The sequence below is a fragment of the Pseudomonas sp. GW822-FHT03F08 genome (assembly GCF_058801265.1).
In genome coordinates this window covers 107,849-126,377 of record NZ_JBXANC010000001.1, presented here as the reverse complement: position 1 = coordinate 126,377, position 18,529 = coordinate 107,849, and the positions used below count along the sequence as shown (strand labels likewise).

18 protein-coding genes are annotated in these 18,529 nt (G+C 61.5%); 13 read left to right on the top strand and 5 right to left on the bottom strand.

Annotation, left to right across the window (positions count from 1 at the left end; genetic code table 11):
• Positions 1-19 precede the first annotated feature (19 nt).
• From AC1RME_RS00560 to fdhA, 8 genes are all read left to right on the top strand, one after another.
• Positions 20-730: a TraX family protein gene (locus AC1RME_RS00560; RefSeq protein WP_493090232.1), complete on the top strand. Its 711-nt coding sequence runs from the start codon at positions 20-22 to the stop codon at positions 728-730.
• Between the two features lie 156 nt (positions 731-886).
• Entirely contained in the window at positions 887-2,140 is a 1,254-nt protein-coding gene (gene glyA / locus AC1RME_RS00555; protein WP_096817789.1) for a serine hydroxymethyltransferase, read from the top strand.
• Positions 2,141-2,160: 20 nt separating this feature from the next.
• A complete protein-coding gene (locus tag AC1RME_RS00550) occupies positions 2,161-3,411 on the top strand; it encodes a sarcosine oxidase subunit beta (RefSeq protein ID WP_003206307.1) in 1,251 nt (416 codons plus the stop codon).
• A 13-nt stretch (positions 3,412-3,424) separates the two neighbouring features.
• Complete coding sequence (locus AC1RME_RS00545) at positions 3,425-3,754, top strand: sarcosine oxidase subunit delta (protein WP_016986286.1); 330 nt, start codon at positions 3,425-3,427, stop codon at positions 3,752-3,754.
• Positions 3,751-6,768 (top strand): sarcosine oxidase subunit alpha, encoded by a 3,018-nt coding sequence (locus AC1RME_RS00540; RefSeq protein ID WP_096817790.1) that lies wholly within the window; start codon positions 3,751-3,753, stop codon positions 6,766-6,768. The genes AC1RME_RS00545 and AC1RME_RS00540 overlap by 4 nt, the downstream gene beginning before the upstream one ends.
• Before the next feature lie 55 nt (positions 6,769-6,823).
• A complete protein-coding gene (locus tag AC1RME_RS00535; protein WP_096817792.1) occupies positions 6,824-7,456 on the top strand; it encodes a sarcosine oxidase subunit gamma in 633 nt (210 codons plus the stop codon).
• Positions 7,457-7,505: 49 nt separating this feature from the next.
• A complete protein-coding gene (gene purU / locus AC1RME_RS00530; protein ID WP_008086918.1) occupies positions 7,506-8,363 on the top strand; it encodes a formyltetrahydrofolate deformylase in 858 nt (285 codons plus the stop codon).
• Positions 8,364-8,462: 99 nt separating this feature from the next.
• Complete coding sequence (fdhA, locus tag AC1RME_RS00525) at positions 8,463-9,662, top strand: formaldehyde dehydrogenase, glutathione-independent (RefSeq protein ID WP_096817794.1); 1,200 nt, start codon at positions 8,463-8,465, stop codon at positions 9,660-9,662.
• Between the two features lie 41 nt (positions 9,663-9,703).
• On the opposite strand, the gene AC1RME_RS00520 is transcribed toward fdhA, so the two are convergent.
• Genes AC1RME_RS00520 through AC1RME_RS00510 form a run of 3 tightly spaced genes read right to left on the bottom strand, consistent with a single transcriptional unit; the run spans position 9,704 to position 11,439 of the window.
• Entirely contained in the window at positions 9,704-10,084 is a 381-nt protein-coding gene (locus tag AC1RME_RS00520; protein WP_096817795.1) for a DUF3757 domain-containing protein, read from the bottom strand.
• 57 nt (positions 10,085-10,141) lie between these two features.
• Positions 10,142-10,816, bottom strand: a complete 675-nt coding sequence (locus AC1RME_RS00515) for an anti-sigma factor (RefSeq protein ID WP_493090229.1) — start codon at positions 10,814-10,816, stop codon at positions 10,142-10,144.
• Positions 10,813-11,439, bottom strand: coding sequence for a sigma-70 family RNA polymerase sigma factor (locus AC1RME_RS00510; RefSeq protein ID WP_493090485.1), 627 nt, complete (start codon positions 11,437-11,439; stop codon positions 10,813-10,815). The genes AC1RME_RS00515 and AC1RME_RS00510 overlap by 4 nt, the downstream gene beginning before the upstream one ends.
• A 149-nt stretch (positions 11,440-11,588) precedes the next feature.
• Here AC1RME_RS00510 and AC1RME_RS00505 point away from each other — a divergent pair, with 149 nt between their 5' ends.
• A complete protein-coding gene (locus tag AC1RME_RS00505; protein WP_096817801.1) occupies positions 11,589-12,146 on the top strand; it encodes a DUF2780 domain-containing protein in 558 nt (185 codons plus the stop codon).
• 1 nt (position 12,147) lies between these two features.
• Here the strand turns inward: AC1RME_RS00505 and yihG are convergent, their stop codons facing one another.
• The gene (yihG, locus tag AC1RME_RS00500) at positions 12,148-13,035 is read right to left on the bottom strand and encodes a 1-acylglycerol-3-phosphate O-acyltransferase, YihG family (protein WP_493090227.1); all 888 of its coding nucleotides are present in this window, start codon (positions 13,033-13,035) and stop codon (positions 12,148-12,150) included.
• Positions 13,036-13,208: 173 nt separating this feature from the next.
• On the opposite strand from yihG, the gene rloA2 reads away from it, so the two are divergent.
• The 3 genes from rloA2 (at position 13,209) to creC (ending at position 15,882) form a co-directional block, all read left to right on the top strand.
• Positions 13,209-13,715, top strand: coding sequence for a retropepsin-like aspartic peptidase RloA2 (rloA2, locus tag AC1RME_RS00495; protein ID WP_096817804.1), 507 nt, complete (start codon positions 13,209-13,211; stop codon positions 13,713-13,715).
• Between the two features lie 68 nt (positions 13,716-13,783).
• Positions 13,784-14,464 (top strand): two-component system response regulator CreB, encoded by a 681-nt coding sequence (gene creB / locus AC1RME_RS00490; RefSeq protein WP_096817806.1) that lies wholly within the window; start codon positions 13,784-13,786, stop codon positions 14,462-14,464.
• The gene (gene creC / locus AC1RME_RS00485) at positions 14,464-15,882 is read left to right on the top strand and encodes a two-component system sensor histidine kinase CreC (RefSeq protein ID WP_096817808.1); all 1,419 of its coding nucleotides are present in this window, start codon (positions 14,464-14,466) and stop codon (positions 15,880-15,882) included. The genes creB and creC overlap by 1 nt, the downstream gene beginning before the upstream one ends.
• Before the next feature lie 24 nt (positions 15,883-15,906).
• Here creC and AC1RME_RS00480 read toward each other — a convergent pair whose 3' ends face one another.
• Positions 15,907-16,917, bottom strand: a complete 1,011-nt coding sequence (locus AC1RME_RS00480) for an acyltransferase family protein (protein ID WP_096817810.1) — start codon at positions 16,915-16,917, stop codon at positions 15,907-15,909.
• A 165-nt stretch (positions 16,918-17,082) separates the two neighbouring features.
• Between AC1RME_RS00480 and creD the strand changes: the two genes are divergently transcribed.
• The gene (gene creD, locus AC1RME_RS00475; protein WP_096817812.1) at positions 17,083-18,453 is read left to right on the top strand and encodes a cell envelope integrity protein CreD; all 1,371 of its coding nucleotides are present in this window, start codon (positions 17,083-17,085) and stop codon (positions 18,451-18,453) included.
• The last annotated feature ends 76 nt before the right edge of the window (positions 18,454-18,529 follow it).

Sequence of the window (18,529 nt, the reverse complement as noted above, 5' to 3'; positions counted from 1 at the left end):
ACAGGGATGCGGGTCGATTATGCACCTGAGCCGACGCGACGGCGCACTCGATCTGCTCAAGTGGCTGGCGCTGCTGAGCATGCTGCTCGATCACCTGCGATATGTCGGGATCAGCGCCGATTGGCTGTATGTGCCGGGGCGGCTGGCGTTCCCGTGGTTCTGCCTGGCGATGGCGGCGAATCTGGCGCGGGACGGGGCGCGCAAGACCGAATGGCGCTATCTGGGCTGGTTGTCGCTGTTCAGTCTGCTCAGCGAGATTCCCTACCGTTTGTACATTCCCGATCCCGACACCTTGAATGTGATGCCCACGCTGGCGCTGGGCCTGCTGGTGGCGCGGGGCTGGCAGGATCGAGCGCTGATTTCACGACTGCTGGGCATCAGCGCCTTGCTGGTGGCAGCGTTGTTCCCGGAGCGACTGATGTTCGGTCTGTTCGGCATCCTGCTGCCGCTGGCGATGTTGCTGGTATTTCGCAAACCCTGGTATTTCGGCCTGCTGCCGGGTCTGGTGTGTCTGGCGGCGAATCAGTGGCAGGTGCTCTACGAGTCCGCGCAGTTCGGCAACCGCGTGGCGATCTTCGGCATTGCGACATGCCTGATGGCGCCACTGCTCGGAATGTTCCTGTTGCGACATGTCACTTTCCTCCGCGCGCCACCCATGCGCCGCTGGGCGTATGCGCTCTATCCCGCGCATTTCATGGTTCTTCTGGGCTTGCGCCAGCTGCTTGTTTGAGTCCGTCGCCCCCGCCATGTCGTAAACGCACCTTTGCGTGGCGTCCGTAGGCATTTGACCTCCCTGCGCCGGCCATACCATCGCATCAAAGGGCACTGCCGAAACGCCGTGCCTTACCGAGACGAATGGCGCACAGATGCCGCTGGGAGAGACGCGATGTTCAGCAAGCAAGACCAGATCCAGGGTTACGACGATGCACTGCTGGCGGCGATGAATGCCGAGGAGCAACGTCAGGAAGATCACATCGAGCTGATCGCGTCGGAGAACTACACCAGCAAACGCGTCATGGAAGCGCAAGGCAGCGGCCTGACCAACAAATACGCCGAAGGCTATCCGGGCAAGCGCTACTACGGTGGCTGCGAGCACGTCGACAAGGTCGAAGCGCTGGCCATCGAACGCGCCAAGCAACTGTTCGGTGCCGATTACGCCAACGTCCAGCCGCACTCCGGTTCCTCGGCCAACAGCGCTGTCTATCTGGCGCTGATCCAGGCTGGCGACACCATCCTCGGCATGAGTCTGGCCCATGGCGGTCACCTGACCCACGGCGCCAAGGTGTCGTCCTCGGGCAAGCTCTACAACGCCGTGCAGTACGGCATCGACACCAAGACCGGCCTGATCGATTACGACGAAGTCGAGCGTCTGGCGGTCGAGCACAAACCGAAAATGATCGTCGCCGGTTTCTCGGCCTACTCGAAAACCCTCGACTTCCCGCGCTTCCGTCAGATCGCCGACAAGGTCGGTGCGCTGCTGTTCGTCGACATGGCCCACGTGGCCGGTCTGGTGGCTGCCGGTCTGTACCCGAACCCGCTGCCGTACGCCGACGTGGTCACCACCACCACTCACAAGACCCTGCGTGGTCCGCGTGGCGGCCTGATCCTGGCCAAGGCCAACGAAGAGATCGAGAAGAAACTCAACGCTGCGGTATTCCCCGGCGCCCAGGGCGGCCCGCTGATGCACGTCATCGCCGGTAAAGCCGTGTGCTTCAAGGAAGCGCTGGAGCCTGGCTTCAAGGCCTATCAGCAGCAAGTGATCGACAACGCCCAGGCGATGGCGAGCGTATTTATCAAACGTGGCTACGATGTAGTGTCCGGCGGCACCGACAACCACCTGTTCCTGGTCAGCCTGATCCGTCAGGGCCTCACCGGTAAAGACGCGGACGCCGCCCTCGGTCGCGCTCACATCACCGTCAACAAGAACGCCGTACCGAACGACCCGCAGTCGCCGTTCGTCACCTCCGGCCTGCGCATCGGCACCCCGGCGGTGACCACGCGCGGCTTCAAGGTGACCCAGTGCGTGACGCTGGCCGGCTGGATCTGCGACATCCTCGACAACCTCGGCGACGCCGATGTCGAAGCCAATGTCGCCCAGCAGGTTTCGGCCCTGTGCGCTGACTTCCCGGTTTATCGCTGAGCGTTCTGGAGTACATGACTATGCAACGCTATTCGGGCTTCGGCCTCTTCAAACACTCCCTCAGCCACCACGAAAACTGGCAGCGCATGTGGCGCACGCCGACCCCGAAGAAGGTCTACGACGTAGTCATCGTCGGCGGCGGCGGGCACGGTCTGGCGACTGCCTACTATCTGGCCAAAGAGCACGGCATCACCAACGTGGCCGTGGTCGAGAAGGGCTGGCTGGGCGGCGGTAACACCGCGCGCAATACCACCATCGTTCGCTCCAACTACCTGTGGGACGAGTCGGCGCACCTGTACGAACACGCGATGAAACTGTGGGAAGGCCTGTCTCAGGACCTGAACTACAACGTGATGTTCTCCCAGCGCGGCGTCTACAACCTGTGCCATACCCTGCAGGACATTCGTGATTCCGAGCGTCGGGTCAGCGCCAACCGCCTCAACGGCGTCGACGGCGAACTGCTCAACGCCAAGCAAGTCGCGGACGAGATTCCGTACCTCGACTGCTCGAAAAACACCCGCTACCCGGTGATGGGCGCAACCGTCCAGCGTCGCGGCGGCGTGGCCCGTCACGATGCCGTGGCGTGGGGCTTTGCCCGTGCCGCCGACGCCTTGGGCGTGGACTTGATCCAGCAGACCGAAGTGATCGGCTTCCGCAAGGAAAACGGCGTGTGCATCGGCGTTGAAACCAACAAGGGTTTCATCGGCGCCAAGCGCGTCGGCGTGGTCACCGCCGGTAACTCCGGGCACATGGCCAAACTCGCCGGTTTCCGTCTGCCGATCGAATCCCACCCGTTGCAGGCACTGGTGTCCGAGCCGATCAAACCGATCATCGACAGCGTGATCATGTCCAACGCCGTGCACGGTTACATCAGCCAGTCCGACAAGGGCGACCTGGTGATCGGCGCCGGTATCGACGGCTACAACGGCTACGGCCAGCGCGGTTCGTACCCGGTGATCGAGCACACCATCCAGGCCATCGTCGAGATGTTCCCGGTGCTGTCGCGGGTACGCATGAACCGTCAGTGGGGCGGCATCGTCGACACCACGCCGGACGCCTGCCCGATCATTTCGAAAACCCCGGTGCCGAACATGTTCTTCAACTGCGGTTGGGGTACCGGCGGCTTCAAGGCCACACCTGGCTCGGGCAACGTGTTTGCCGCGAGTCTGGCCAAGGGTGAAATGCACCCGCTGGCCGCACCTTTCTCCATCGACCGTTTCCACAACGGTGCGTTGATCGACGAACACGGCGCTGCGGCTGTCGCCCACTAACAGGAGAAATCCCATGTTGCATATCTTCTGTCCTCACTGCGGCGAACTGCGCTCCGAAGAGGAATTCCACGCATCCGGCCAGGCGCACATCCCGCGTCCGCTGGACCCAGGCGCCTGCACTGATGAAGAGTGGGGCGACTACATGTTCTTCCGCGACAACCCTCGCGGCCTGCACCACGAGTTGTGGGATCACGTCGCCGGTTGCCGCCAGTACTTCAACGTCACCCGCGACACCGTGACCTACGAGATTCTCGAAACCTACAAGATCGGCACCAAGCCGCAATTCACCGACAAGGCTGACACTGCGAAAACAGCCACGACGGCGCTGGGAGAGAAGGTATGAGCCAGACCAATCGCCTGTCCAACGGTGGACGGATCGACCGCAACAAAGTGCTGAGCTTCACCTTCAATGGCCAGGTCTACAAAGGTTTCGAAGGCGATTCGCTGGCCGCTGCACTGCTGGCCAACGGCGTCGACATCATTGGCCGCAGCTTCAAGTATTCGCGTCCACGCGGCATCTTCGCCGCCGGTGCCGAAGAGCCGAACGCGGTGCTGCAGATCGGTGCTACCGAAGCCACCCAGATCCCCAACGTGCGCGCTACGCAACAGGCGTTGTACCAAGGCTTGGTTGCCACCAGCACCAACGGCTGGCCGAGCGTCAACAACGACATGATGGGCATTCTCGGCAAGGTCGGCGGCAAGCTGATGCCACCGGGTTTCTACTACAAAACCTTCATGTATCCGCAATCGTTCTGGATGACTTACGAGAAGTACATTCGTAAGGCAGCAGGTCTTGGCCGTTCGCCGACCGAGAATGATCCGGACACCTACGACTACATGAACCAGCACTGCGACGTGTTGATCGTCGGCGCCGGCCCGGCCGGTCTGGCGGCTGCCCTGGCGGCTGCGCGCAGCGGTGCGCGGGTGATCATCGCCGACGAGCAGGAAGAGTTCGGCGGCAGCCTGCTCGACTCCCGCGAAAGCCTCGATGGCAAGCCTGCGGTGGAGTGGGTCGCCAGTGTCGTTGCCGAATTGAAGAACACCCCGGACGTGCTGCTGTTGCCGCGCGCCACGGTCAACGGCTACCACGACCACAACTTCCTGACCATTCACGAACGCCTCACCGATCACCTCGGCGACCGTGCGCCGATCGGCCAGGTGCGTCAGCGCATTCACCGCGTCCGCGCCAAGCGCGTGGTGCTGGCGACCGGTGCTCACGAGCGTCCGCTGGTCTACGGCAACAACGATGTGCCGGGCAACATGCTCGCCGGTGCTGTGTCGACTTATGTGCGCCGTTACGGTGTGGCACCGGGCAAAAAACTGGTGCTGTCGACCAACAACGATCACGCCTACCGCGTGGCACTGGATTGGCTCGATGCCAGCCTGCAAGTGGTCGCCATTGCCGACGCCCGCAGCAATCCGCGTGGTGCGCTGGTGGAAGAAGCGCGCGCCAAAGGCATCCGCATCCTCACCGGCAGCGCCGTGATCGAGGCCCGTGGCAGCAAGCACGTCACCGCTGCCCGCGTGGCGGCGATCGATGTCAAAGGCCACAAGGTCACCAGCCCGGGCGAATGGCTCGACTGCGACCTGATCGCCAGCTCCGGCGGTTACAGCCCGGTGGTTCACCTGGCGTCGCACCTCGGCGGCAAGCCGATCTGGCGCGAAGACATCCTCGGTTTCGTACCGGGCGAAGCACCGCAGAAGCGCGTGTGCGTCGGTGGTATCAACGGCGTCTACGGTCTCGGCGATTCCCTGGCCGACGGTTTTGAAGGTGGCGTGCGCGCTGCGTCCGAAGCCGGGTTCCAGACCGTTGAGGGCGTGTTGCCGAAAGCCTTGAGCCGTCACGAAGAGCCGACGCTGGCGCTGTTCCAGGTGCCGCATGAAAAGAACACCTCACGGGCACCGAAGCAATTCGTCGACCTGCAGAACGACGTGACCGCCGCCGCCATCGAACTGGCGACCCGCGAAGGTTTCGAGTCGGTCGAGCACGTCAAGCGCTACACCGCGCTGGGCTTCGGCACCGATCAGGGCAAGCTCGGCAACGTCAATGGCCTGGCGATTGCCGCCCGTTCGCTGAACGTGACCATCCCGCAGATGGGCACCACGATGTTCCGTCCGAACTACACGCCGGTGACTTTCGGCGCGGTAGCGGGCCGTCACTGTGGGCACATTTTCGAACCTGTGCGTTACACCGCACTGCATCAATGGCACCTGAAAAACGGCGCCGAGTTCGAAGACGTCGGCCAGTGGAAACGTCCGTGGTACTTCCCGAAAAACGGCGAAGACATGCATGCCGCCGTCAAACGCGAATGCAAGGCTGTGCGCGACAGCGTCGGTCTGCTGGACGCTTCGACCCTGGGCAAGATCGACATCCAGGGCCCGGACGCCCGTGAGTTCCTCAACCGCGTTTACACCAACGCCTGGACCAAGCTCGACGTGGGCAAGGCCCGTTACGGTCTGATGTGCAAGGAAGACGGCATGGTCTTCGATGACGGTGTGACGGCGTGTCTGGCCGACAACCATTTCGTCATGACCACCACCACCGGCGGCGCGGCTCGCGTGCTGCAGTGGCTGGAGCTGTACCACCAGACCGAATGGCCAGAGATGAAGGTGTACTTCACCTCCGTCACCGACCACTGGGCGACCATGACCCTGTCCGGCCCGAACAGCCGCAAGCTGCTCAGCGCCGTGACCGACATCGACCTCGCCAACGAAGCGTTCCCGTTCATGACCTGGAAAGAAGGTCTGGTCGGCGGTGTGCCGGCGCGGGTGTTCCGCATCTCGTTTACCGGTGAGCTGTCGTACGAAGTCAACGTCCAGGCCGACTACGCGATGGGTGTTTTGGAGAAGATTGTTGAGGCGGGGAAGGCGTTCAACCTGACGCCATATGGCACTGAAACCATGCACGTGCTGCGGGCCGAGAAGGGCTTCATCATCGTCGGCCAGGACACCGACGGCTCGATGACCCCGGACGACCTGAACATGGGCTGGTGTGTCGGTCGCACCAAACCGTTCTCGTGGATCGGCCAGCGCGGCATGAACCGTGAAGACTGCGTGCGTGACCAGCGCAAACAGCTGGTGGGCCTGAAACCGATCGACCCGAACGTATGGCTGCCGGAAGGTGCGCAACTGGTGTTCAACACCAAGCAGTCGATCCCGATGACCATGGTCGGCCACGTGACCTCCAGCTACGCGCACAACTCCCTCGGTTATTCGTTTGCCATGGGCGTGGTGAAGGGCGGTCTGAAGCGTCTGGGCGAGCGGGTGTTCGCACCGCTGGCGGATGGCAGCGTGATCGAGGCGGAAATCGTTTCTTCGGTGTTCTTCGATCCGAAAGGCGATCGCCAGAACATCTAATTGATCGCTCCCGCGCCTGGCGCGGGAGCGGCACAGAATTCAGGAAGGGTGCTTTATGACCGCAGCCAACGTTTACCAACAACGCCCGACCACCGGGGCCAAGGCCGAGTCGTCGCTGCATCACGCCGACCTCGCCAGCCTGGTGGGCAAGGGCCGCAAAAGTGCCGGTGTGACCGTGCGCGAGAAGAAACTCCTCGGCCATCTGACCATTCGTGGCGACGGCCACGATGCCGCGTTCGCTGCCGGCGTGCACAAGGCCCTGGGCATTGAGTTGCCGGGCGCCCTGAGCGTGATCGTCAAAGGCGAAACCAGCCTGCAATGGATGGGCCCGGACGAGTGGCTGCTGATCGTGCCGAGCGGTGAAGAGTTCGCCGCCGAGCAGAAACTGCGCGAAGCGCTGGGCGATCTGCACATTGCGATCGTCAACGTCAGCGGCGGCCAGCAAGTGCTCGAACTGAGCGGCCCGAACGTGCGTCAGGTGCTGATGAAGTCCACCAGCTACGACGTGCACCCGAACAACTTCCCGGTCGGCAAGGCTGTGGGCACGGTGTTCGCCAAGTCGCAGCTGATGATCCGTCATACCGCCGAAGACACCTGGGAACTGCTGATTCGTCGCAGCTTCTCGGATTACTGGTGGTTGTGGTTGCAGGATGCGTCCGCCGAATACGGCCTTAGCGTTCAGGCGTAATGATCGTTCCCACGCTGCGCGTGGGAGCGAGTAGAGGAGAAAAACGACAATGAGCCGCGCCCCGGATACATGGATTCTGACCGCCGACTGCCCCAGCGTTCTCGGCACCGTGGACGCGGTGACGCGTTTTCTGTTCGAGCAGGGCTGCTACGTCACTGAGCACCACTCGTTCGACGACCGGCTCTCGGGTCGCTTCTTCATTCGTGTGGAATTCCGTCAGCCCGACGGTTTTGACGAGCAATCCTTCCGCGCCGGCCTCGCCGAACGCGGTCAGGCGTTCGGCATGATCTTCGAACTGACCGCGCCGAACTACCGGCCGAAAGTGGTGATCATGGTCTCCAAGGCCGATCACTGCCTCAACGACTTGCTCTACCGCCAGCGTATCGGCCAGCTATCGATGGACGTGGCGGCAGTGGTGTCCAACCACCCGGACCTCAAGCCGCTGGCCGACTGGCACCAGATTCCCTACTACCACTTCCCCCTCGACCCCAACGACAAGCCGTCGCAGGAGCGTCAGGTGTGGCAGGTGATCGAAGAGTCCGGTGCCGAACTGGTGATCCTCGCCCGCTACATGCAGGTGTTGTCGCCGGAGCTGTGCCGCAAGCTCGATGGCAAGGCGATCAACATTCATCACTCGCTGCTGCCGGGCTTCAAGGGTGCCAAGCCGTATCACCAGGCCTACAACAAGGGCGTGAAACTGGTGGGTGCGACGGCGCACTACATCAACAACGACCTGGACGAGGGGCCGATCATCGCCCAGGGCGTCGAGGCGGTGGATCACAGTCATTACCCCGAAGACCTGATTGCCAAGGGCCGCGACATCGAAGGCCTGACTCTGGCGCGGGCCGTGGGTTATCACATCGAGCGACGGGTGTTCCTGAACGCCAACCGCACCGTCGTTCTTTGAGTCACAGACAACGCAAGACCAACAAGCAATAACCCGAGCACTTAACGCGCTGCCTGCCTGGGCGGCGCGGTTCCATAAAAACAACAGCGAGGTGAAAGCATGTCTGGCAATCGTGGTGTGGTGTATCTCGGCGCTGGCAAGGTCGAAGTACAGAAAATCGACTATCCGAAAATGCAGGATCCGCGCGGCAGGAAGATCGAGCACGGTGTGATCCTGCGTGTGGTTTCAACCAACATTTGCGGCTCCGACCAGCACATGGTGCGCGGCCGGACCACGGCGCAGACCGGTCTGGTACTGGGCCATGAAATCACCGGTGAAGTGATCGAGAAGGGTTCCGACGTCGAGAACCTGAAGATCGGCGATCTGGTGTCCGTTCCGTTCAACGTGGCTTGCGGGCGCTGCCGTTCCTGCAAGGAACAACACACCGGCGTCTGCCTGACCGTCAACCCGGCCCGCGCCGGCGGTGCCTACGGTTACGTCGACATGGGCGACTGGACCGGCGGCCAGGCCGAGTACGTGCTGGTGCCGTACGCCGACTTCAACCTGCTGAAACTGCCGGACCGCGACAAGGCCATGGAGAAAATCCGTGACCTGACCTGCCTCTCCGACATTCTGCCGACCGGTTACCACGGTGCCGTTACCGCTGGCGTTGGTCCGGGCAGCACCGTTTACATTGCCGGCGCCGGCCCGGTCGGTCTGGCCGCTGCCGCTTCGGCCCGTCTGCTGGGCGCGGCGGTGGTCATCATCGGCGACGTCAACACCATCCGCCTGGCCCACGCCAAGGCTCAGGGTTTCGAAATCGTCGACCTGTCGAAAGACACTCCGCTGCACGAGCAGATCGCCGCACTGCTGGGCGAACCGGAAGTGGATTGCGCCGTGGACTGCGTGGGCTTCGAAGCCCGTGGTCATGGCCATGACGGCGTCAAATCCGAAGCCCCGGCCACCGTGCTCAACTCGCTGATGGGCGTGGTGCGCGTAGCTGGCAAGATCGGTATTCCGGGCCTGTACGTGACCGAAGATCCGGGTGCCGTGGATGCTGCCGCAAAAATGGGCAGCCTGAGCATCCGCTTCGGCCTCGGCTGGGCCAAATCCCACAGCTTCCACACCGGCCAGACCCCGGTGATGAAGTACAACCGCCAACTGATGCAGGCGATCATGTGGGACCGCATCAACATTGCCGAAGTGGTGGGCGTGCAGGTCATCAGCCTCGATCAGGCGCCGGAAGGCTACGGCGAGTTCGATGCGGGCGTGCCGAAGAAGTTTGTGATTGATCCGCACAAGTTGTTCAGTGCGGCGTAAGCATCAAGGTATAAAGAAAGGCGACCTACGGGTCGCCTTTTTTACTGAATGTTGAATGCGCAGAGCGTGAGCTTTTCGGAGCTGCACTGGTTTTCTTTCCAGTTGCCTTTGGCGACGGGGCGAGCCTTTTTCGCCTCTTTCAACGTTAGCTGCATCGTGCGATCAGACTGGTCCTTGTAATCGCAAGTCAGGACTGGGTCATCTATTTTTGCCCCGGTGAACGATGCCGTTTTCAGATCGAACTCCTCCGCACCAGTACCCATCCATGTCGTGCCTTTGGATGCCGGTGCCGTGAATACGTACGTCCCGCTTTCGGTGCTGACTTGGTCAATTTGCGCTGCCTTTGGGCAAATCAAGGTTTGCGCATGGACAGAAGACATGATGAAAAAAGAAAGTGCACCCAGCAATAGTTGTGATCGCATCTTTTAAACCCTCTGGAGTAAAAAGACCTCTGGACCTTGAGCCGGACTTGATTGACTTCATAATCCCGCCAATGCCCCTTGATACAATACCGGCCCCGTCGGCTGCCCGGTCGGCGATCCACCTTTCGGTTCAAGGCTCACCGCCAGCGCAATCGGCTTGCCGATCAGCGCCTTCTGCGCGTCGTTCAATTCAACCTTGCCTTTGCCACCTGCCGGGATCACGCCCAGCGAGATCGGCTTGCCATCGGCGGGAATCGCCCACAGCTCCAGGCTGCGCTGAGGATCGACAGCCGCCAATGTCAGCGGCTCGACTTGCAGGTAATCATCATGGGCTTCCACTTTCAGCGCCGGTTTCGCGTCGGCGCTCAGCAGGGTGGCGCGGTAGCGGGCGTCGTCGTGGGTGTACAGCGAGCCGAGGAACACCAGCACCACGATTGAAGCCAGTGCTGCCGTCACCCGCAACCAGTTCCAGAACGGACGCTTCTCGGGGACGTGCAGCACCTGCGGCTCGATACGCGCAGTAACGCCGTGCCACACGCGCTCCGGCACTGGAACCTGCGGCAACGTTTCGGTGAGGCTGGCGAGGCTTTCCTGCCAGTGCGCCAGTTCGGCGCGCAGGGCCGCGTCTTCCAGCAGCAACTGCTCGAAACGCCGACGGGCCGGCGCAGCCATCAAGCCGATGGCGTAATCGGCGGCGAGGGCGCGGCGCAGGGCAGGGGTCTGGTAGTTCATGATTCAAGGCACCGGCGCAGGCGTTCCATGCCACGGCGAATCCATGATTTGACCGAGCCGAGCGGCGCCGCCAGATGCTCGGCCAGTTCCGAGCAGGACAAACCCTGAAAGTAGGCCACGGTAATCGACTGGCGCTGCATGCCTTCGAGGGTTTCCAGGCAGCGGTTCAGGGCTGTGGCTTCGCGGGCGCTGTTCAATTGGTCATGGGCCGACGGGCTTTCGTCCGCCAGGGCGTCCTGTTCAACATCGGTCAGAGGCCGGTCTCGGTGTTTACGCAACTGGTCGATGGCCTGGTTGCGGGTGATGTTGATCATCCAGGTCATTGGCGCCGACAGGTGCGATTCGTAGCGCGAGGCGTTGTTCCAGATCCGCACGAAGCTTTCCTGCAACACTTCCTCGGCCAGATCCGGTCGCCCCATGAAACGCAGAGCCACGCCGTGCAGGCGCGGGCCAACGCTGCGGTACAGCGTTTCGAAGGCACGGCGGTCGCCCAGTGAACACTGGGCCAGCAATTGCCGCAGCTGATCGGTGTCGGCGAAGGTAATGACAAGTCTCCAGACAGGGCGGGCGCTGGTTTCGGGTAGTTCACAGGCTAGTTCAGCTACTGCGCTCGTGCCATTCATCATGGGGTATCCGGGGTTTCACGTTTCATATACGCGGCCGGGTTCAGAATGGATGCGCTACGCTCGGAACATGCCGGCGGATACTCGGTCAAACCGGCAGTTTGTCCCTTCGCTGACGAAGGGTTTTTACGCCACAAGAGGATGTCTGAATGAAGATTTCACGCGGTTTTGCCCTGGCATCGCTCCTGACCCTGGCGGCAGGTCCGGTATTTGCCGGTTTCAGCCTGAGCGACGTTGCCGGTGCGGTATCGGGCATGCAGGGCGGTGACAAGGCTGCGGCAGCGGCGCCAACCTCGGAAACCGCCGGTCTGTTGAGTGCACTGAGCGCGCTGAATGTCACGCCGCAGCAAGCGGTCGGCGGTACCAGTGCCATGCTGGGGCTGGCGAAAAACCAGCTCAGCAACACTGACTATTCGCAGTTGGCCAAGGATGTGCCGGGGATCGACAAACTTTCCGGTGGTGGCGGCAATCTGGCGGCGTTGAGCGGGTTGCTCGGATCGTCCGGCAAGTCCGCCGGGCTGGAAAACGCGCTGGGCAACGTCAAGGACACCAATGACTTGAACAATGCCTTTGGGGCGTTGGGCATGGACAGCGGCATGGTTGGCCAGTTTGCCCCGATACTGCTGCAATACCTCGGTCAGCAGGGTGTCGGCGGCTCGCTGCTGCAAAGCCTGGGCAGCATCTGGGGCACCGGCGCCGGCAGTTGATTCAACGGCGCTCGCCGCGCAGTTCGGCGATGCGCTGGTCTTTCTCGGTCCAGAGCTGGTTGACCCAGTTCTGGATCTTCTCGCGAAACGCCGGATCGTTTTCGTAGTCGCCCTGCCACAGCGCCGGGTCGAGTTCACGAGTACGAATATCGATGATCACCCGCGGCACGTTACCGCTGATCAGGTCCCAGAAACCCGGAATCTTCGGCTGTGGATAAACCACGGTCACATCGAGAATCGCGTCCAGCTGTTCACCCATCGCCGCCAGCACAAACGCCACGCCGCCCGCCTTGGGCTTGAGCAGATGGCTGAACGGTGACTGTTGCTGTGTGCTTTTTGCCGCGGTATAGCGAGTGCCTTCCAGATAGTTGACCACCGTCACCGGCTGACGCTTGAACAGTTCGCACGCGGCTTTGGTGATTTCCAGGTCCTTGCCGGCCAGTTCCGGGTGCTTCGCCAGGAACGCTTTGGTGTAGCGTTTCATGAACGGGTAATCCAGCGCCCACCAGGCCAGGCCCAGGAACGGCACCCAGATCAATTCCTTCTTGAGGAAGAACTTGAAGAACGGCGTGCGTCGGTTGAGGGTCTGGATCAGCGCCGGGATATCGACCCAGGACTGATGGTTACTGATCACCAGATACGACGTGTCGCCACGCAGATCATCGCCGCCACGAATGTCCCATTGCGTCGGGATGCACAGGCGGAAGATCAGTTTGTCGATTTCCGCCCAGGTCTCGGCAATCCACATCACCGCCCACGAGGCGTAATCGCGAAAGCGTCCCGGCAGGATCAGCTTGAGCAGGGCGAACACCATCAGCGGGCCGAACAGCACCAGGGTGTTGAGCAATAACAGCAGGGTGACGAAACAGCCGGTGAGCAGGCGGCGCATAAGCAACTCTATGAAAGCGGATGGGCGCGCCATGATAAGTGGCTTCGGGCGACAGGCCAAATCGCGGGTTACGAATGTTTCACCTTTGGCGCGTTAGCCTTGCGGGAACGATCAAGTGAACAGCGGTCTAAAATCTCGCGTCTGACGCCCCATTTCTCAAGGAAGCCCCTTACGTGAAATCCCTCCTTGCTTTGCTTTCCCTTGTTGCCCTGCCGGTGCTGGCCGCCGAGCCGACCCTGTACGGGCGTTACGAATACATCGCGCTACCGGAAATCGGCGGGCAAGTGTTCAAGGCAAAAATGGACACCGGCGCGCTGACCGCCTCGCTGTCGGCCAAGGACATCGAGACCTTCACCCGCGACGGCGAAGACTGGGTGCGTTTCCGTCTCGCGACCAAGGACGCCAGCAACAAGGTGTTCGAACACAAGATCGCGCGGATCAGCAAGATCAAGAGCCGCTCCGACGAGGACGACGAGGATCGCGACACCACGGAAGCCGCCAAGCGCCCGGTGGTCGATCTGGAGCTGTGCCTGGGCAACGTCAAGCGAACCGTTGAGGTCAACCTGACCGACCGCAGCCATTTCAACTATCCACTGCTGATCGGTGCCAAGGCGCTGCGTGAGTTCGGCGCAGCGGTAAACCCGGCGCGTCGATTCACCGCCGACAAGCCAGACTGCTAAGTGGTCTCATTGACGTAACGTCAGGCTTGGGGCACCGTTCGCGCACTTAATCCACAGGCTCGGACGCCATGCCTCATATCCTGATTGTCGAAGACGAAGCGGCGATTGCCGACACGCTGATTTTTGCCTTGCAGGGCGAGGGTTTCACCACGACCTGGCTGAGCCTCGGCGCGGCGGCGCTGGAGCATCAGCGTCAGACGCCGGCCGACCTGATCATCCTCGACATCGGCCTGCCGGACATCAGCGGCTTTGAAACCTGCAAGCAACTGCGCCGGTTCAGCGAAGTACCGGTGCTGTTCCTCAGCGCCCGGGATGCCGAAATCGACCGCGTGGTGGGCCTGGAAATCGGCGCCGACGACTACGTGGTCAAGCCGTTCAGCCCTCGTGAAGTGGCGGCGCGGGTCCGGGCAATTCTCAAGCGCATGGCACCGCGTCCGCCGGCCGAAGCCTGGTCGGGGGTGTTTCGCATCGATCCCGAGCGCGTGCAGATCAGCTATCGCGGCCAGGCGTTGAGCCTGACCCGTCATGAATTCCGTCTGCTGCAATGCCTGCTCGAACAACCGGAGCGGGTGTTCAGCCGCGAGCAACTGCTCGATGCGCTGGGGGTGGCAGCGGATGCCGGCTACGAGCGCAGCATCGACAGCCACATCAAGAGCGTACGCGCCAAGTTGCGCCTGATTCGCGCCGAAGCCGAGCCGATCCAGACCCATCGCGGCCTCGGCTACAGCTACAGCCCGGGGCACAGCTGATGTCGTTGGGGCTGCGGATTTTCCTGGTGTACGTGCTGTTTATCGGCCTCACCGGTTATTTCGTGCTCAACACCGTGATGGAGGAAATCCGCCCCGGCGTGCGCCAGTCCACCGAGGAAACCCTGGTCGACACGGCCAACCTGATGGCGGAAATCCTCAAGGACGATTTCAAGGCTGGCACCCTCAGCCAGAATCGCTGGCCGGAACTGCTCCGTGCCTATGGCGAGCGCCAGCCGAAAGCGACGATCTGGGGCCTGCCGAAAAACCAGGTCAACCACCGCATCTACGTCACTGACGCCAGGGGCATCGTGGTGCTGGACTCCAGTGGCCTCGCGGTCGGTCAGGATTACTCGCGCTGGAACGACGTCTACCTGACCCTGCGCGGCGAATACGGCGCGCGCTCCAGCCGCAGCGACCCCAATGATCCAAACTCTTCGGTCATGCACGTCGGTGCGCCGATCCGCGACGCTGGCCAGATCATCGGCGTGGTCACCGTGGCCAAACCCAACAGCTCGTTGCAACCCTATGTCGACCGCACCGAGCGTCGCCTGCTGGGTTATGGCGCCGGGCTGATCGTCTTGGGTCTGCTGCTCGGTGCGCTGTTGTCATGGTGGCTGAGCCGGGCACTGCACCGTTTGACCCGTTATGCCGAGGCCGTGAGCGAAGGGCGTCGGGTGGAAGTGCCGCATTACCGTGGTGGCGAGCTGGAACAACTGGCGAGCGCCGTGGAACAGATGCGCACCCAGCTTGAAGGCAAGGCCTACGTCGAACGCTATGTCCACACCTTGACCCATGAATTGAAGAGCCCGTTGGCGGCAATTCGTGGCGCTGCGGAGTTGTTGCAAAGCGAAATGCCGCTGGCGCAACGGCAGCGTTTCGTCGGCAACATCGACAGCGAAAGTGCGCGCATGCAGCAACTGATTGAGCGACTGCTCGATCTGGCGCAGGTCGAGCAGCGTCAGGCGCTGGAAGAACGCGTCGCTGTGCCGCTCGCTGCGCTGGTCGATGAAGTGTTGCAGGCACAGGCTGCGAGGATCGAGGGCAAGCAGTTGCGAATCGAGTGCGCCATACCGGCGGATCTGTCGCTGATCGGCGAGCCGTTTCTGCTGCGTCAGGCTTTGGGCAATCTGCTGGAGAACGCACTGGATTTCACACCGCCACGGGGGTTGCTGCGATTTGACGCCGAGCGGGTTGGCGAGCAGATCGAGTTTCGGCTGTTCAACGAAGCCGCGCCGATTCCCGATTACGCGCTGGCGCGTCTGACCGAGCGATTCTATTCATTGCCGCGTCCGGACAGTGGCCGCAAAAGCACGGGGCTTGGGCTGAACTTCGTCGAAGAGGTGGTCAAGTTGCACGGTGGCTCTCTGCGCATCGACAACCTTGACGGTGGCGTGCAGGTGCAATTGCACCTGCCGTGAGCACTCGGGCGAGCCGTCTTGCGCTCAGGACGGCGTCATCACCTCATTGATCCGGGCCTTGCTTCGGCGGTGCATCCATTGCAGTGCCGGTCGTTCGATCCACAGCCAGGACGCGATGGCCAACACGATCACGATCAGCGCCGACACGATCATGGACGGCACGAACGTCAGCGACGTCTTGTTGATCACCAATTGCTGTACGGGAAACGCATACAGATAGATGCCGTAGGAGAGGTCGAACCGGCCACGAATGGTGCTATCGATATACAACAGGCCCAGGCTCAACGTGGCCAGGCAAATGCACAGCGTGACGACCACCCCGGTCAACGGGGTTCCCGCCGCCAACGGCATCAGGCCGAGACAGGCCACCAGCGTCATTGCCATTCGATGTCTGGCGCCCAGGTATTGTTTGTAGAAGGCCAGGAGCGACCCGGCAAAAAAGGCGATACCGGCACAGCCATACACCGCCAGTTTCTGCGTCAGCGCCGAGGCGGGGCCATTGCCCAGCACATAGGTCGCAACACAGAACGCCACCAGCATTGCACCGGCCGTCGCAGCCCGGCGGTACAGACTCAGCGCGGCCGCCACCAGCAGATAAAAGGCGAATTCGATCTTCAGTGTCCACAGGCTGCCATTGAACGACTCGCTGAAGATAAAACCGTTGGTGATTTCATCGATTGCCGCGCGGCCGAACAGCGAGATGCGCAGGAAGTCGATCAGCGCCGCAGGACCGGTGATATAGCCGTCGGCAAATATCCCGCCCGCCACAAACGTCATGATGAACGCGCAGGCGATCAGCGCCGGGAAAATCCTCGCGACACGTTTGGCCAGGTAGTCGGTGACGCTGCTGGCATTGAGGAAACTGTGGGTGATCAGCAGGCCGGAGATCGAGAAGAAGGCGATGACGGCGATGCCGCCCAATGAGTTGTAGCCGGCGATGCCTGGCTCTTCCAGACCCCAAAGTGCGAAGTGGTGACTGACCAGCACCATCAGCGCGGCAAAATGCCTGATCAAGTCGAATGAGTTGTTTCGCAATTGAATAATCCTTGTTCGAACCTTGCCCTTATGGCGCGAAGTGGTCCTGCACTTGATGACGGAAAAGGCGTTTTACAGGTATTTCCACACAAAGCCCACACAACCTCCATCACAAACCCACACAGCGTTTACAGACTCGCTCCATTCCAACAAGGGAGCGTTCCGATGAACCGAAATCTGACATTCAAGCTCGGGGCCATTGCCCTGTTGATCCTGTTACTGCTGGTGCCGCTGCTGATGATCGACGGCGTCATCGATGATCGCCAGCAACTGCGCGACGGTGTGCTCGAAGACATCGCCAGAAGCTCAAGCTACAGCCAGCAGATCAGCGGGCCGGTGATGGTGCTGCCGTACCGCAAAGTGGTGCGCACCTGGAAAACCAAGGAAAAGACCGATGAGCGTTATCAGGAAATCGGCGAGGAACGTGGACGCTTGTACTTCCTGCCGGAGCGCTTCGAACTCGACGGCCAGGTGCAGACCGAACTACGTGCCCGGGGCATCTATGAAGCGCGGCTGTTCCACGCCGACAACCGCATCAGCGGGCATTTTTCGCTGCCGACGCAGTTGGGGATCAAGGAAGATTTTGCTGATTACAAATTCGATGCGCCATTTCTCGCAATCGGCATCAGTGACATTCGCGGGATCGAAAATGCCCTGAAACTGGAACTCGGTTCGCAACGCCTGGACTTTGTGCCGGGCACGCAAGTGGGCTGGCTCGGCGAGGGCGTTCGGGCGACGTTGCCGGCACTCGATACAACTCAGGTCACGGAACTGGCCTTCGGTTTCGACCTGCGCTTGCAAGGCACCGGCTCGTTGCAGGTGCTGCCGGTGGGCAAGACCAGCCGCGTGAATCTTTCCGCCAACTGGCCGCACCCGAGCTTCATCGGCAACTTCCTGCCGGCCAAGCGTGAAGTCACCGATCAGGGCTTCACCGCCGATTGGCAGACCTCGTTTTTCTCCACCAACCTGCAAGAGGCCATGAACCGTTGCGTCTCGGGCAACGATTGCGAGGCGTTCAACGGCCGCAGTTTCGGGGTGAGCTTCATCGATCCGGTGGATCAATACCTGAAGAGTGACCGGGCGATCAAATATGCGCTGCTGTTCATTGTCCTGACGTTCGCCGGTTTCTTCCTGTTCGAGATATTGAAAAGCCTGGCCGTGCACCCGGTGCAATACGCGCTGGTGGGCGTGGCGCTGGCGTTCTTCTATCTGTTGTTGCTGTCGTTGTCGGAGCACATCGGGTTTGCCCTGGCGTATCTGTTGTCGGCCAGTGGTTGTGTGTTGCTGATTGGCTTCTATGTCTGCCACGTGCTGCACAGCGTGCGTCATGGCCTGAGTTTTTCGGCGGGATTGGCGGCGTTGTATGGCCTGCTCTACGGCTTGCTCAGCGCCGAGGATTACGCGCTGCTGATGGGCTCGCTGTTGCTGTTCGGCCTGTTGGGCGTGTTCATGGTGCTGACCCGTAACCTGGACTGGTATGGCGTCGGGCAGAAACCGGCCAAGCCCCTGGAGTTTGATCTCGGAGCGGTGCAATGAGCCGGTTTGTGGGGTTGCGTGAGGATCAGCGGGAGGCAGAGGTATTGGTGACGCTGATCTTCGCGTCACTGCCTCC